The organism is Corynebacterium sp. ED61 (assembly GCF_015233855.1).
Taxonomy (GTDB): domain Bacteria; phylum Actinomycetota; class Actinomycetes; order Mycobacteriales; family Mycobacteriaceae; genus Corynebacterium; species Corynebacterium dentalis.
Genome location: NZ_JADGIT010000006.1, coordinates 52,358 through 65,610 on the forward strand (window position 1 = coordinate 52,358; position 13,253 = coordinate 65,610).

At 58.3% G+C, this 13,253-nt stretch carries 13 protein-coding genes; 7 read left to right on the forward strand and 6 right to left on the reverse strand.

Annotation, left to right across the window (positions count from 1 at the left end; translation table 11 throughout):
• Positions 1 to 14 precede the first annotated feature (14 nt).
• Positions 15 to 233: a hypothetical protein gene (locus tag IM764_RS07970; RefSeq protein WP_099298525.1), complete on the forward strand. Its 219-nt coding sequence runs from the start codon at positions 15 to 17 to the stop codon at positions 231 to 233.
• Here the strand turns inward: IM764_RS07970 and IM764_RS07975 are convergent.
• On the reverse strand, positions 227 to 844 hold the full coding sequence (locus tag IM764_RS07975; protein ID WP_099298524.1) for an SdpI family protein: 618 nt from the start codon (positions 842 to 844) through the stop codon (positions 227 to 229). The genes IM764_RS07970 and IM764_RS07975 overlap by 7 nt on opposite strands.
• Before the next feature lie 157 nt (positions 845 to 1,001).
• Here IM764_RS07975 and IM764_RS07980 point away from each other — a divergent pair, with 157 nt between their 5' ends.
• Complete coding sequence (locus IM764_RS07980) at positions 1,002 to 1,247, forward strand: ribbon-helix-helix domain-containing protein (RefSeq protein ID WP_099298583.1); 246 nt, start codon at positions 1,002 to 1,004, stop codon at positions 1,245 to 1,247.
• A 128-nt stretch (positions 1,248 to 1,375) separates the two neighbouring features.
• Here IM764_RS07980 and IM764_RS07985 read toward each other — a convergent pair whose 3' ends face one another.
• Entirely contained in the window at positions 1,376 to 1,963 is a 588-nt protein-coding gene (locus IM764_RS07985; protein ID WP_159460957.1) for a metallophosphoesterase family protein, read from the reverse strand.
• A gap of 264 nt (positions 1,964 to 2,227) precedes the next feature.
• Here IM764_RS07985 and leuS point away from each other — a divergent pair, with 264 nt between their 5' ends.
• The gene (gene leuS, locus IM764_RS07990) at positions 2,228 to 5,185 is read left to right on the forward strand and encodes a leucine--tRNA ligase (protein WP_099298522.1); all 2,958 of its coding nucleotides are present in this window, start codon (positions 2,228 to 2,230) and stop codon (positions 5,183 to 5,185) included.
• Between the two features lie 77 nt (positions 5,186 to 5,262).
• Here the strand turns inward: leuS and IM764_RS07995 are convergent, their stop codons facing one another.
• From IM764_RS07995 to IM764_RS08010, 4 genes are all read right to left on the reverse strand, one after another.
• Positions 5,263 to 5,730 carry a hypothetical protein gene (locus tag IM764_RS07995; protein WP_228073615.1) on the reverse strand — a complete coding sequence of 156 codons (468 nt, stop codon included), beginning with the start codon at positions 5,728 to 5,730 and terminating at the stop codon, positions 5,263 to 5,265.
• Between the two features lie 59 nt (positions 5,731 to 5,789).
• Positions 5,790 to 6,680 (reverse strand): universal stress protein, encoded by an 891-nt coding sequence (locus IM764_RS08000; protein WP_099298581.1) that lies wholly within the window; start codon positions 6,678 to 6,680, stop codon positions 5,790 to 5,792.
• Positions 6,681 to 6,803: 123 nt separating this feature from the next.
• The gene (locus IM764_RS08005; RefSeq protein ID WP_099298521.1) at positions 6,804 to 7,253 is read right to left on the reverse strand and encodes a MarR family winged helix-turn-helix transcriptional regulator; all 450 of its coding nucleotides are present in this window, start codon (positions 7,251 to 7,253) and stop codon (positions 6,804 to 6,806) included.
• A 136-nt stretch (positions 7,254 to 7,389) separates the two neighbouring features.
• The gene (locus tag IM764_RS08010) at positions 7,390 to 8,481 is read right to left on the reverse strand and encodes an inositol-3-phosphate synthase (protein WP_099298520.1); all 1,092 of its coding nucleotides are present in this window, start codon (positions 8,479 to 8,481) and stop codon (positions 7,390 to 7,392) included.
• Between the two features lie 111 nt (positions 8,482 to 8,592).
• Between IM764_RS08010 and IM764_RS08015 the strand changes: the two genes are divergently transcribed.
• The 4 genes from IM764_RS08015 to IM764_RS08030 all read left to right on the forward strand — a co-directional run bounded on the left by IM764_RS08015 (position 8,593) and on the right by IM764_RS08030 (position 13,163).
• Positions 8,593 to 8,988: a DUF5318 family protein gene (locus IM764_RS08015; protein WP_099298519.1), complete on the forward strand. Its 396-nt coding sequence runs from the start codon at positions 8,593 to 8,595 to the stop codon at positions 8,986 to 8,988.
• Positions 8,989 to 9,387: 399 nt separating this feature from the next.
• Positions 9,388 to 11,445: a transglycosylase domain-containing protein gene (locus IM764_RS08020; RefSeq protein ID WP_194187518.1), complete on the forward strand. Its 2,058-nt coding sequence runs from the start codon at positions 9,388 to 9,390 to the stop codon at positions 11,443 to 11,445.
• A 36-nt stretch (positions 11,446 to 11,481) separates the two neighbouring features.
• Positions 11,482 to 12,975, forward strand: coding sequence for a glycosyltransferase family 87 protein (locus IM764_RS08025; protein WP_099298517.1), 1,494 nt, complete (start codon positions 11,482 to 11,484; stop codon positions 12,973 to 12,975).
• On the forward strand, positions 12,972 to 13,163 hold the full coding sequence (locus IM764_RS08030) for a hypothetical protein (protein WP_099298516.1): 192 nt from the start codon (positions 12,972 to 12,974) through the stop codon (positions 13,161 to 13,163). The genes IM764_RS08025 and IM764_RS08030 overlap by 4 nt, the downstream gene beginning before the upstream one ends.
• Positions 13,164 to 13,253: the final 90 nt, after the last annotated feature.

Genomic DNA, 13,253 nt, shown 5'->3' on the forward strand with positions numbered 1-13,253 from the left:
TGAGTTGATCACTAGTGAACACGGGTGTGCTGGTCGTGGCGACCATCTGGATCCTCTTGCTTCTCGCGTTCTTCGCTATTGCGTGGCTGACAACCTTTGCCTTGCGTACCCGAAATCGTCGGAGAATCTCTAAAAGGCGCTTAGCGGAAGAAAGTGTCTGGCAGGACGAAGCGGCCTGGCAGGACGAAGAAATGTTGCAGGAAGAGGCCGCTCAGCAGGGTAAGAACTACTGAGTGTCCTGTGAAGCCACTGCGCGCCGGGCGGCATCGAGGTCTAGCGCAGGAGCAGAATCGTATGCCGCTCCCCCACCTTTGCAGGAACCGTTGAGCGAGCAGGATCCGCAGGCTTGGCCAGACGCACACGCGTCTGCGCTCACTACCCCATCGGCTGCAGCCTGCCCTTCGGGTGAAACGTCCGCAGACCCACCACAACAGGTATCCGAAGCGCCGGCTGAGCTGGCGCTTGATCCAGAAGAACAGCAACCTGATTCAGCGTCGGCTTCCTTCTGCGCGCGGGCATCTACCTGCGCCATAGCGTGTGCTGCAAGCGCACCGCCCATTCCCAAGAGGAATAGGGAGGCCACCACCAGGCCGGCGACGACAAGCCATGTCCATCCCGCAGCGCTCCATGCCACGGCACCCGCAGCCAGCATTGCGAGGCCGGAACCTGTCCAGGCTGGACCAGCAATCTTGTGTCCCATGTTCCAGTAATCCTGAGACTTGCGCGCCTCCGGGATCCGCAGTCCTACCAGGGCATTTCCCGGAAGATTTTCCGTCAGACACAGCAATCCAATAAACAGGATGCCCAGACCAGCGATAGCCACGATGATGCTCAGGAAACTCATGCTTAACAGTCTAGAACTGCCTGCGGGGATCACCAAGTAAACGCAGGTAGCTACTACCGAACAAACACGTTCCGCCAGAGATGTTCACGATGCCGAACAGGCATGCGAAATCATGGTTAGCATCGACGATAAGCTATTTTCGTTATTCAATATTTCTATGCCTGTGAACATCACCCAAAACCAACTCGACACCTGGGTCTCCGAAGCAGAACAAGGCTACGATCTGGAGGCTCTGAAAAAGCGCGGACGCGGACGCCCCGGTCGTGGAACAGATCCTGCGCAAGTGGTCGCTGTGCGCCTCACCGCCGATGAACTCAGCGCCCTAGACCGCCTGGCTGCGGAAAAGCATCTCACCCGATCCGAACTTGTTCGCCAAGCCATCAGCGCACTCACGGCGGCATGAGAGCAGCGAAATCTGCCACTAAACACGGCGTCGCAGAAAGCGATGGCATCCACGCCGCCTCACATCCGCTGTGGATAGAACCTCATCGATGATGACCTCACCCAATGGAGGGAACTGCTGTTCCTAGCTCAGTGCTTTAATCGCACTGCCTTGGTCACCATCTCCTCCAGCGCCGCCGGTGACACCGGACGTAAGCCTGTCGCCTTCAGACATACGTTCACGTTCTCGCGCCGAATCGCCACATCCGAATGTGCATGCCCATGCACCGTGCACTCGAACCCCTCTCGAGCTGCCCACCGGGCCAGCTTGTCCGTCTGATGAGGATCCACCACCGCAAACTCCCCCACAGCCCGCGGAATATGAGTCAGCAGCACAAGCCACCGACCAATCCGCACCTGCAGATCAAACGAGATCACATCGAAGACCTCCCTATACTTCGGTGTCCACTCCCTAACCGAATCCATCCCGAACATCGGATGCACACGATCATGGTTGCCCGGCACCAGAATCATCCTGAAAGACTTCTCACGCTTGAGCTCTCCCAACCGTTGCAACGCCTCATCATCACGACGTACCGAAATATCCCCCAGACACACTAGTCTCACGCGATCTGGAATCTCCCGAAGGTTATTCAAAATCACTGCATCATGTTGATCAGTTGAAACAAACCCACGCAATTCTGAAACCAAGCGGTGTCCCAGATGAAGATCAGACACCGTCCAGAAACCTGGTCCTACTTCACCAGCACCCATTTCTACCTAACCTCAAGGAGTTCAATCCCCTAACTGTAAGCAGAGGAATCGTATTTTGCATCTGATGTGAGGCTCTAGAGAGTTGGCAGCTCACCTAGGGAGTTCAAAGTTGTCACATGGCTAGCCACTAGTGGCGTCTCCGCCGAACGCCCAATATTTCGCCTGCGGTGCATCCACCAGCCCACGCGGTTGCACCGTTGTCCCGGCCACCCACTACAATTTTCAAGCATGACTACCCCAGCTACCGGCAATTCGACCAGCCCAGAAGGCCAGTCCGGCGCAGGCAACGCGGATTCAGCGAACGCCACCACGTATCGCTACACCCCGCAGCTTGCAGCGGAGATTGAGAAGCGCTGGCAGGACGTGTGGAGGCAGCAAGGCACGTTTAACGCTCCCAACCCCACGGGAGATCTTTCGGAACCGGGTTTGCAGCTGCCGGAAGACCGCATGTTTGTGCAGGATATGTTCCCTTATCCGTCCGGTGTGGGTCTGCACGTGGGGCACCCGCTGGGTTATATTGCCACGGACGTATTTGCGCGCTTCCACCGTATGAAGGGTGCAAATGTCCTGCATACGCTGGGTTATGACTCTTTCGGCCTGCCCGCTGAGCAGTACGCTGTACAGACCGGCACTCACCCGCGTACCACCACGATGGCGAATATCGAGAACATGGAGCGCCAGCTAGGTCGCCTGGGTTTGGGTCACGATAAGCGCCGTTCCGTGGCTACCACGGACACTGATTTTTACCGGTGGACGCAGTGGATTTTCCTGCAGATTTACAACTCCTGGTTTGATCCAGAGGCTAATGACGGCAAGGGTAAGGCGCGTCCGATTGCTGAGCTGGAAGAAAAATTTGCTGGCGAGCGCGAGGATTGGTCTTCTCTGAGCGAGGCTGAGCGTCAGGCCATTCTCGATGAACACCGCTTGGTGTACCGCTCGAACTCCATGGTCAATTGGTGCCCCGGCTTGGGAACTGTGTTGGCTAATGAGGAAGTCACTGCGGACGGCCGTTCCGAGCGCGGTAATTTCCCCGTTTTCCGCAAGAATCTCCAGCAGTGGATGATGCGCATCACTGCGTATTCGGATCGTCTGATTGATGATCTGGATTATTTGAATTGGCCGGAGAAGGTCAAGTCCATGCAGCGGAATTGGATTGGTCGGTCCCGTGGTGCAGAGGTTGTTTTTTCGTCCGACGCCACCGATGACTCGATCACTGTATTCACCACTCGGCCGGATACTCTTTTCGGTGCGCAGTACATGGTGCTGGCTCCGGAGCACGAGCTCGTGGACTCGCTGGTGGAAGCCGCTGGTGACCAGACTTATGACGGTGTGGACGAGCGCTGGACCAATGGTTCTAGCAATCCTGCTGAAGCAGTTGCAGCGTACCGTGCGTCTATCGCTGCGAAGAGCGATCTGGAACGTCAGGAGAACAAAGAAAAGACCGGCGTGTACTTGGGTGTGACTGCCACCAACCCGGTCAACGGCGCGTCCATTCCCGTATTCATCGCTGACTACGTCCTGATGGGCTACGGTACCGGTGCCATCATGGCCGTTCCGGCGCATGACGAGCGTGACTTCGAGTTCGCCAAGGCTTTCGGACTATCCATCACCCAAGTGGTCGCTCCGGAAGGTCAGCAACCTCCAAAGGGCGAGCTGGAAAAGGCTTTCGTTGACGGCGGCGTAGCTGTCAATAGTGCGAACGACCGTGGCTTGGACATCAACGGCTTGGGTCTGGACGAGGCTAAGGCCGCAACGATCGATTGGCTGGAAAACAACGGTACTGGTCAAGGAAAGATTCAGTACAAGCTGCGCGATTGGCTCTTCGCTCGCCAGCGCTACTGGGGCGAGCCTTTCCCTATCGTCTATGACGAGGATGGTGTAGCTCACCCACTGCCTGAGAAGATGCTGCCCATCGAGTTGCCTGAGGTAGAGGATTACAAGCCGGTCAGCTTTGATCCTGACGATGCGGATTCAGCCCCTCAACCCCCGTTGGCTAAGGCCAAGGAGTGGGTCAACGTGGAGCTGGATCTAGGCGATGGGCCGAAGATGTACCGGCGCGATACCAACGTGATGCCGCAGTGGGCGGGTTCTTCTTGGTACCAGCTGCGATACATTGATCCCACCAACGACGATGCCCTGGTGGACATCGAAAATGAGCGTTATTGGGTTGGCCCTCGCGAGGGCCGCCCCTCCGGCGGCGTGGATCTGTACGTCGGCGGTGTGGAGCACGCTGTCCTGCACCTGCTGTACAGCCGTTTCTGGCACAAGGTTCTCTTCGACCTCGGTTTCGTATCCAGCTTCGAGCCGTACCATCGCTTGTTCAACCAGGGCTACATCCAGGCGTACGCCTACACGGATGCCCGTGGCGTGTACGTTCCCGCCGAGGAAGTCACTGAGCGCGAGGGCAAGTTCTTCTGGACCGACCCCGCCGGAGATGGCTCTGAGGAGGAGGTTTTCCAGGAGTACGGCAAGATGGGCAAGTCCCTGAAGAATGCCGTGAGCCCGGATGACATTTGCGAGAACTTTGGCGCGGATACCCTGCGCGTCTACGAGATGGCGATGGGACCACTGGACACGTCACGTCCGTGGGCAACCAAGGACGTGGTGGGTGCGCAGCGATTCCTGCAGCGTGCGTGGCGCCTGGTTGTGGACGAGTCCACCGGCCATTCCACAGTCACTAGTGCTTCTCTTTCCGACGACGACAACCGCGCGTTGCACCGCACCGTCGCCGGCGTCCACGAGGATTACGCTGAGCTGCGCGATAACACCGCCGTGGCCAAGCTCATCGAGTACGTTAACTACCTCACCAAGACTTACGGCGGCAGCGGTGCATACGGCCAAGCTGCTGTGCCACGCGCTGCAGTAGAGCCGTTGGTGCTCATGCTCGCTCCTGTTGCTCCACACATCGCAGAAGAAATGTGGGCGATCTTGGGTAACGACAATGGCGTCACCTATCGCCCCTTCCCTACCTGGGAAGAGCGTTGGTTGAAGGATGACAGCATCGAGCTGCCTGTTCAGGTGATGGGCAAGCTACGTGGGCGGATCACCGTGCCCGCGGATGCCTCGCGTGAGGATATAGAAAAGGCCGCATTGGAAGAGCCCAACGTGGTGGGCCATATTGAGGGTAAGAAGGTGGCGAAGATCATCGTTGTACCAGGCAAGATGGTCAACATCGTCGCGAAGTGACCACGGTAGTCGAAAAAGCGAAAGGCAGGCACCACAAATCGGTGCCTGCCTTTCATCCGTCTTGAGTGCCTGATTCTCTAGCCGATCAGCAGCGCAGACCCGATGGAGATAACCCAGGCCAAAGTGATGGGCATGATGAACCACACCACGGCCAGCCAAGGGCGCCACCGCAGGTGGTCGCGCCAGCGGGCGTAAGTGATCCAGGCGCTGCCGAACTGCCCGAATAGTGCGATCGCGGTGGGCAGGATGGCGAAGATAACTCGCATCGTGGTGCTGCACAGCATTGCGGAACTATCTGCCTCGCAACGTGGGCCGCCCATCACTTGGGACACCAAGTAGATCAACAGCGCAGTGCCGAACATGGCGGCAATGATGGCGAAGAAGAAAATCACCGCGTGGCGGGTGGACTGGTTGTTCTTCTCCAAGCGAAGCAGCGGATCTGCTTCGTAATCCAACGTATCCGGCCGCGACGACGGCATGGCACCGTCACGCGGCACGGAGATACGTGGCTCGTGGGGATCAGGGGAACCAAGCGTGTTAGACATGATGCTTCCGAGCCTACACAATCGAAAAACCGCAGGTTATTGAGCCTGCAGGACTACTGCTACACCGGGCTAATCATCACCGGCACCGGAGAGTGCCGCAGAATCTGGTTCGTGGAAGGTCCAATGAAAACACGGTTGAAGTCTCCCAGCACGGAAGATCCCATGACCAGCAGATCGCCCTTCTTCCACTTCATATCGTTCATAGCCCCGGACCAGCCATAACCAGCTCCAGCTTCAGTCTGGACGTGCAGATCCGGATGACGGGACAAAGCGCGATCTTTACCACGATCCAACAATGCCAGCGCCTGCTCGCGCCACTCGACCATCATGTCGTAGCTATCGGAAAATGGCACCGTCGTGGGATACATGGTGGCCCCGCGCGGGCTGAACGCCACCAAACGCAGAGGAACATTCCATCGTGCAGCCAAGTCCGCCGCGTGCCGCAACGCTTGGTGAGACTGCTCTGTATCCACATAACTACAGTTCACGCGCGTAATCCCCCGCTTAGAGAGCTTAGGATCACGCGGAGCAAGAGCCAGCGGAACTGGTGAGCAGTGCAGCAACGCGTCTGCAGTGGAGCCGATGCGGTAGCGCCCCTGAGGAGCGGCGGGATGGGATCCCAGCAGCATGAGATCCGCCTGAAAGTCCTTGGCGGCGTCGATAAGAACGGAGGTCTCCGAATGATCGGTAGAAACAGCGGAAGGAACCTCAGCGTCCAACATGGACGAGGGCACTCCCGCATCCAGGAGTGCCGAGCGGGCGGCCCGAGAACAGGCCTCAGATTCAGCCTGAAGCCACTGCGCAAACTCTTCGTTCTCCCGGGAACCGGGCTGCTGGGTCCACACTCGGGAAATCACCGTGGCGGTGCGGACAAGAACGGGTTGGGTGCGAGAAAGCCACGCCACGAACCGCGCGGCCTCATCGCCAGCGGAATCAGGGCGCCACGTCATCAGCACCCGGAGTGGACGAACTTCAGAGCCCTTCCCCTGCGGGGAAGAGCTCTTCGCAGGATTGCGGGGAAAAGCTGACTTAAAGCTTTTGGAAGTATTTTCGCTGCTCACGAATGCGTGCGCCTAGTCCTTGGAGTGTGCCTCGGTGTAGCGATTCAAAATCAGGTTGATCAGCGGAGCTGCCTTTTCCACCTGAGCAATCTCCTCAGGCGTGAGGTTTTCGATCATGCGAGCCAGTGCCACATTGCGGTTCTCACCGCTGCGGATCAGCTCTTCCTTGCCCTTCTCGGTCAGCTGCACGCTGACTCCGCGGCGGTCAGAAACATCTCGCACGCGAGAGACCAAGCCCATGGATTCCAGCTGGTTGACCGCGTTGGAGGCGGTTGGCATGCGAATGGCCTCTGCCTGCGCGATCTGGCTGATTCGCATGGGGCCAGTTTCATCCAGAATCGTCATGATGGACATCTGCGCCAAGCTGATGGTGTACGAATCTGCTTGGCGGAAGTACAGCAGGTTGAGACGTGACAGGGCCGGTCGCAGATCTTGTGCGATCTCTAGCGGAGTCTTGGGCATGTTTATACGCTACCTCAATGGGCTTAAGTTGTTTGCGAGATAAACCTTAATCGCCCGTGGGCTGAACAGTGCAATTGGCGCACCCTAGGAGGCAAACCCAGGAGGGGAACCCAATAAGGCGCGCACGTCCGGCAAACTACGCGCCGTTGATGAATTCTTCCAGCTGCGCGCGAGCAACGTCATCAGGCAACTGCACTGGAGGGGACTTCATCAGGTAGCTGGACGCCGGGTTGACCGGACCGGCCACTCCCCGGTCCAAGGCAATCTTGGCGGCGCGCACGGCATCGATGATGATGCCCGCGGAGTTAGGGGAATCCCATACTTCCAGCTTGTACTCCAAGTTCAACGGAACCTCGCCGAAAGCGGAGCCCTCGAGGCGGACGTACGCCCATTTGCGGTCATCCAACCATTCCACGTAGTCGGACGGGCCGATGTGGACGTTGCGGTCTGCCACCTTGCCGGCCAGCGGACTGGTTTTGAGGTTGGACGTCACGGCCTGAGTCTTGGAGATCTTCTTGGACTCCAGACGCTCCCGGTCCAGCATGTTCTTGAAGTCCATGTTGCCGCCCACGTTGAGCTGCATGGTGCGCTCCAAGCGCACGCCACGGTCTTCAAACAACTTAGCCAGCACGCGGTGGGTGATGGTGGCGCCTACTTGGCTCTTGATGTCATCGCCGACGATGGGCAGGCCAGCGTCTTCGAACTTCTTAGCCCACTCCGGGTCAGAAGCGATGAACACAGGAAGCGCGTTGACGAAGGCACAGCCTGCGTCGATGGCGCACTGCGCGTAGAACTTGTCTGCCTCTTCGGAACCTACAGGCAGGTAGCTGACCAGCACGTCTGCGTTGGCGGCCTTGAGGGCTTCTACCACGTCAACCGGTGCTTCGGAGGATTCTTCGATGGTCTCCAGGTAGTGCTTGCCTAGGCCGTCGTAGGTGTGTCCGCGCTGAACCTTGACTCCCAGCTCCGGCACGTCGGCGATCTTGATGGTGCAGTTCTGGGAAGCCTCCAGAGCCTCGGAGACGTCCTTGCCCACCTTGTCCTCGTCCACATCGAATGCGGCAACAACCTCTACATCGGAGATGCGGTACGGGCCGAACTTTGCATGCATCAGGCCGGGGATATCGTCCCCATCGTTGGCGTCTGCGTAGTAGGTCAGACCCTGAACCAGCGAGGTGGCGCAGTTGCCCAGACCTACGATTGCAATGTTCACTGTGTTTTCACTCATAACTTTCAAAGCTATGTCTCTACTCGGAAAATCCCGTGGTTGGCGGCGATGTTTATCGATCAAGTTGATTTAGTGAACCGATCAAGTTGACGCTGAACGTAGGATGTCGGCATGTCCGCCTCCTCCCTTTCGCGCCGCGTCATGGACCGTCATCTCGACCGCACCCGGGTGCTTGCCCAGGTGCGGCGTGGGGAGCGCAGCAGGTCTTCAATTCTCGACGCCACCCCGTCCCTGATCGCCTCCGCCGAAGTTCTTGGCGAGTCGATTGACGCCGATTGTCCGGTGTGCGGACAGCAAAACTTAAGGTTGACGCGCTGGATACACGGCCAGTGGTTAGGTGAAAAGTCGGGTACTGCGCGTAATGTAACGGAGATACAGAAACTGATTGAGGATTTCGCTGCGCTCGAAACGGGCGCGGACGCGGAGTTATCAATCCATACTGTGGAAGTGTGCTTGCACTGCAAGTGGAACTTTTTAACGCAGCACGAGGTACTCACGCTGCGTTAATAGCCAGAATTACTCGAGTAATGGAGATTTATCCCATTGTCTTCTGACAGTAAGCCACCGAGGAAGCGCCCGAACCGCAACACGTCGGCCAACCAGGGTCGTCCGAACAATGCCCGCGGCAAGGGAAACCAGGCTGGCGCCAAGGGCCAGTCTCGATCCAACGGTGCCCAGAGTTCTAAGGCTCAGCGCCCGAATTCCCAGGGTGCTAAAGCCCAGGGTTCTAAGGCCCAGCGCCCGAGTGCCCAGCGGAACCGCCCTGCTGCGAAGAATGGACCTAAGAATAAGGCCACGCAGCAGAAGGTGGCCTCTAATGGCAACATCACTGCGCGCGCCCGGAAGAAGAACAGCTGGAAGTCCAAGGAGTTCCGCCGTTCCCTGCTCGCAGGATTCGCAGCTCTTATGGCAGTGGCCATCATTGTTCCTCTGATTGCATTCTTCACCGCCTACTCCGTGACTAAGGTGCCAGAACCAGAGGAATTGGTGAACAACCAAATTTCCTACATCATGGCGTCGGACAATGGCACGGAATTGGCACGCATCGTGCCACCAGAAGGCAACAGGCAAAACGTGGACCTGAGTGAGATCCCCGAGCCAGTACGTAACGCTGTGCTCTCGGCTGAGGACCGCAACTTCTACACCAACCCCGGTTTCTCCGTGACCGGCTTTGCCCGCGCGGCATTTGGCCAGTTGCTGGGACGCTCTGGTGCCGGCGGCGGTTCCACGATTACCCAGCAGTACGTAAAAAACGCGCTGGTGGGCGATGAATTCTCCCTAACTCGTAAGGCCAAAGAGTTGGTGATTTCCGCCAAGATGGCACGCGAGTGGTCCAAGGACGAGATCCTTGAGGCCTACCTGAACACCATCTACTTCGGACGAAACGCCTACGGCATTTCCGCAGCATCCAAGGCATATTTCAACAAGGATGTCTCCCAGCTGACTCCGGAGGAAGGCGCGGTATTGGCCGCTACCATCCAGGCTCCATCCTCATTGGATCCGTGGACCAACCGCGATAATGCTGAATACCGGTGGAACTATGTCATGGACGGCATGGTGGACATTGGTGCAATTTCGCGAACCGAGCGTCTTAATGCCACGTACCCGGCCGTGCAGGATCCTGCCGCAACCGCCAACAACAACGTGGGTGAAGGCCCGAATGGACTGATCAAGTCCCGCGTGATTGCGGAGCTGGAAGAGGCCGGAATCACCGAAGAGCAGGTGAATACGGGAGGCCTGCGAATCACCACTACTATCGACATGCAGGCGCAAAACGCGGCGGTGGAGCAAGCCCGCACCCAGACCGAGAGCTTGGCCGAGGATGTGCGTGAGGCAGTGGTCTCCGTGGATCCGAAGTCTGGCGCTGTGCGCTCGTGGTACGGCGGCGAAGATCCAGTGGGTTACGACTATGCGGGTGCGGGCCTGCAGACCGGCTCAACGTTCAAGATCGTTGCCCTAGCGGCTTACTTGGACCAGGGAGGAAGTATCTACGATTACTTCGATTCTTCCCCTGTCACTACCGGCCAGACCGAAGTGACCAACGTGGACGACCAGTCCTGTGGCTCCTGCCCGATTTCGCAGGCGTTGAAGATGTCTCTGAATACCTCCTTTATCCGCCTGACTCGTGAGCTCAACGGCGGTGCACAGGACGTAGCCGATATGGCTCACCGCCTGGGTGCAGCAGAGACGCTGCCTGGCGTGGGTGAGACGCTGAAGGAAAACGGCGGAGCTCCGTTCGAAGGCATCACCCTGGGCCAGTATCAGTCCTCCCCACTGGACATGGCATCCATCTTGGCCACCTTGAGCAATGAGGGCATGTACTACCGTCCGCACTTCGTGCAGAAGGTAGAAAATGCTGATGGAGATGTTCTGCTGGATAACTCCAACCCGGAGGGCGACCAGGTTATCGATGAGGAAGTGGCCAACGGTGTGGTGGAGGCCATGGGCCCAATCGCCGCTTACTCCAATGGCAACAGCCTTGCGGGCGGACGTCCTTCGGCAGCCAAGACAGGTACCTCTCAGCTGGGCGATACCGGCCAGAATAAGGATGCCTGGATGATCGGTTCCACCCCGCAGCTGGCCACGGCCGTGTGGTTGGGAACTGTAGATAACCAGCCTCTGGTTAACGAATGGGGCGGCATCATGTACGGCTCCAGCGTGCCGGCCACGATCTGGAAAAACGTTATGGATAGCTCCCTGCAGAACGCCGACGTGGAGTACTTCGGTGATTCCGGAGACACGGCCAGTGGATCTGCGGGAGAGGTAGCCACCGGCGGTGGCGGCGGCGGTTACGAAGAACAACAGCCAGTGGAACAAGCACCGGTGACTCAGGCACCGGCTCCGTCACCGGCGCCTGCACCATCGCCGAACGAACCCGCACCAGTGCCTGCCCCTGCCCCAGCACCAAACAATGGTGGCGGACAGGACATCGGCGCGATTATCGACGGACTGATTAACCCTTAAGGTAGCTACTCTCCCGTTATCTCGAAGGCAACGACGATGACCCACCACTCCCCCGAGCCACAGGTTAAAGAAGGGAACACGGCGCACCCGCGGGTGCTGCCTTCCCAGACGGAACCTGCAGCTCGGGGGTTTGTTCGTTTCCTGGGCGGTCCCCCTGGATCGCACGCGTATATCGGACAGCAACCGTGGTGGACTCCCCTGCGTGTCATCCTGGCCTTGAGTGCATTCTTTCTCTCTTTTGGCTGGATGCAGAAAGCCAACTGTGTACGCACGGGCACCTCTCCCGACGGCCCGTTTGTGGATTGGTCCGGCCAGCCGCAGTACACCTCCGCCTGCTATTCGGACATCGTCGTTCTCTATAACGGCCGGGGGCTCAATGAGGGCATTTTTCCCTACGCTTACTCCTGGCAAGCCGATGGCGTGACGCGCTATCTGGAATATCCCGTGATCACAGGGCTATTCCAGTACCTCATGGCAATACTGACCCGCATCGTTAGTTCGGTATGGAGCGCCTTGGGACTTCCACCTGCAGCCGATGCTGCGCTCAACCTCGGTGTGACCGCAGTGTTCCTTGGTGCGTGCTGGATGGCTGCCTGCGCAATCATCGCGATGCTGGCAGGAAATCGCAAGTGGGACACACTTCTGATGGCACTGTCTCCCCTGGTCATCGTGCATGCCTTCACAAACTATGACGTGCTGTCCATCCTGTTTGCCGTGGCAGCGATCGCGGCGTGGGCACACTGCAAGCCCACGGGGGCGGGCGTGCTGGCTGGGTTGGGAATTGCTGCCAAGCTATGGCCGATCTTCCTGGTGGGTGCCATCATTTTGTTGTGCCTGCGCGCGCGACAGTGGGCAGCGATGGCCAAATTGATCGCGGGCACGGTGTTGACGTGGATCGCGGTCAATCTGCCCATCTACCTGCTATATCCCCAGGCGTGGGGAGAATTCTTCCGCCTGAACTCCACCCGCGGATGGGAGGGCTCCACCATTTATGCGGTGATTGCTCACGCCACCGGAAGAAGCAGCTGGGAAGGCACCACCCCCAGCAAGGCAGTGGTGGGCGCAGAGCAGTTCAACATGATCACCCTGATGCTGCTGTTGGCCGCACTGGTCGCGCTGACTGTCGTGGTACTCACCGCACGGCAGGCGCCCCGGCTGGGTCAGATCACGTTCCTGGTGGTGCTTGCCTTCATGATCACCAACAAGGTGTGGAGCCCGCAGTACTCCCTCTGGTTGGTTCCGCTGCTGGTCCTGGCCCTTCCTCGCTGGCGCTTGGTGCTCTCCTGGGCCGCGGTGGAGGCCGTGTACTGGTACCTGCGTATGTGGACCTTCCTCCCCCACAAGTTGGCGGCTCCGGACTGGCTGGTGGATTCATTCACGCTCATTCGCCTGGGCCTGTTGGTCGCGATGGCTGTGATTGTGGTGCGCCAAATATACGGCTACTCCCCTGACCCCGTTCGGGCAGCTCATGGTGGAAAAGACCCACTGAGTGGTGTGGCCAGGATGTCGTCGGGAAGAATAAAAGAATGAACAACACAACGATGTTTGTGACCATGGCCAGCGTGATGATCGGATTCATCCTCTTTGGCAGCAGCTACTTGGCCTTTTCCTACCGGAAATCTCGCGTACTGGTGTGGTCCTTGTTCGCCCTCGCGGTGGTCTTTATGACCTTCGTTCCAGTTACTGTGGCAATTTTCTTTGCGGCGGCAGGGCAATGAATCTCCTCGCGGGTTCGCACAGCCATTAGGTTTCCCTGCTCACAGCGAGTAAGCTGAACGGGTTGCTGACGCAACGACCCTCCTGCCATG

Coding starts and splice junctions, on each gene's coding strand:
- IM764_RS07975 (WP_099298524.1), bottom strand. CDS start 844: ATGAGTTTCCTGAGCATCATCGTGGCTATCGCTGGTCTGGGCATCCTG.
- IM764_RS07980 (WP_099298583.1), top strand. CDS start 1,002: ATGCCTGTGAACATCACCCAAAACCAACTCGACACCTGGGTCTCCGAA.
- leuS (WP_099298522.1), top strand. CDS start 2,228: ATGACTACCCCAGCTACCGGCAATTCGACCAGCCCAGAAGGCCAGTCC.
- IM764_RS07995 (WP_228073615.1), bottom strand. CDS start 5,730: ATGTCTAACACGCTTGGTTCCCCTGATCCCCACGAGCCACGTATCTCC.
- IM764_RS08000 (WP_099298581.1), bottom strand. CDS start 6,680: ATGACGTGGCGCCCTGATTCCGCTGGCGATGAGGCCGCGCGGTTCGTG.
- IM764_RS08005 (WP_099298521.1), bottom strand. CDS start 7,253: ATGCCCAAGACTCCGCTAGAGATCGCACAAGATCTGCGACCGGCCCTG.
- IM764_RS08010 (WP_099298520.1), bottom strand. CDS start 8,481: ATGAGTGAAAACACAGTGAACATTGCAATCGTAGGTCTGGGCAACTGC.
- IM764_RS08015 (WP_099298519.1), top strand. CDS start 8,593: ATGTCCGCCTCCTCCCTTTCGCGCCGCGTCATGGACCGTCATCTCGAC.
- IM764_RS08020 (WP_194187518.1), top strand. CDS start 9,388: ATGGCAGTGGCCATCATTGTTCCTCTGATTGCATTCTTCACCGCCTAC.
- IM764_RS08025 (WP_099298517.1), top strand. CDS start 11,482: ATGACCCACCACTCCCCCGAGCCACAGGTTAAAGAAGGGAACACGGCG.
- IM764_RS08030 (WP_099298516.1), top strand. CDS start 12,972: ATGAACAACACAACGATGTTTGTGACCATGGCCAGCGTGATGATCGGA.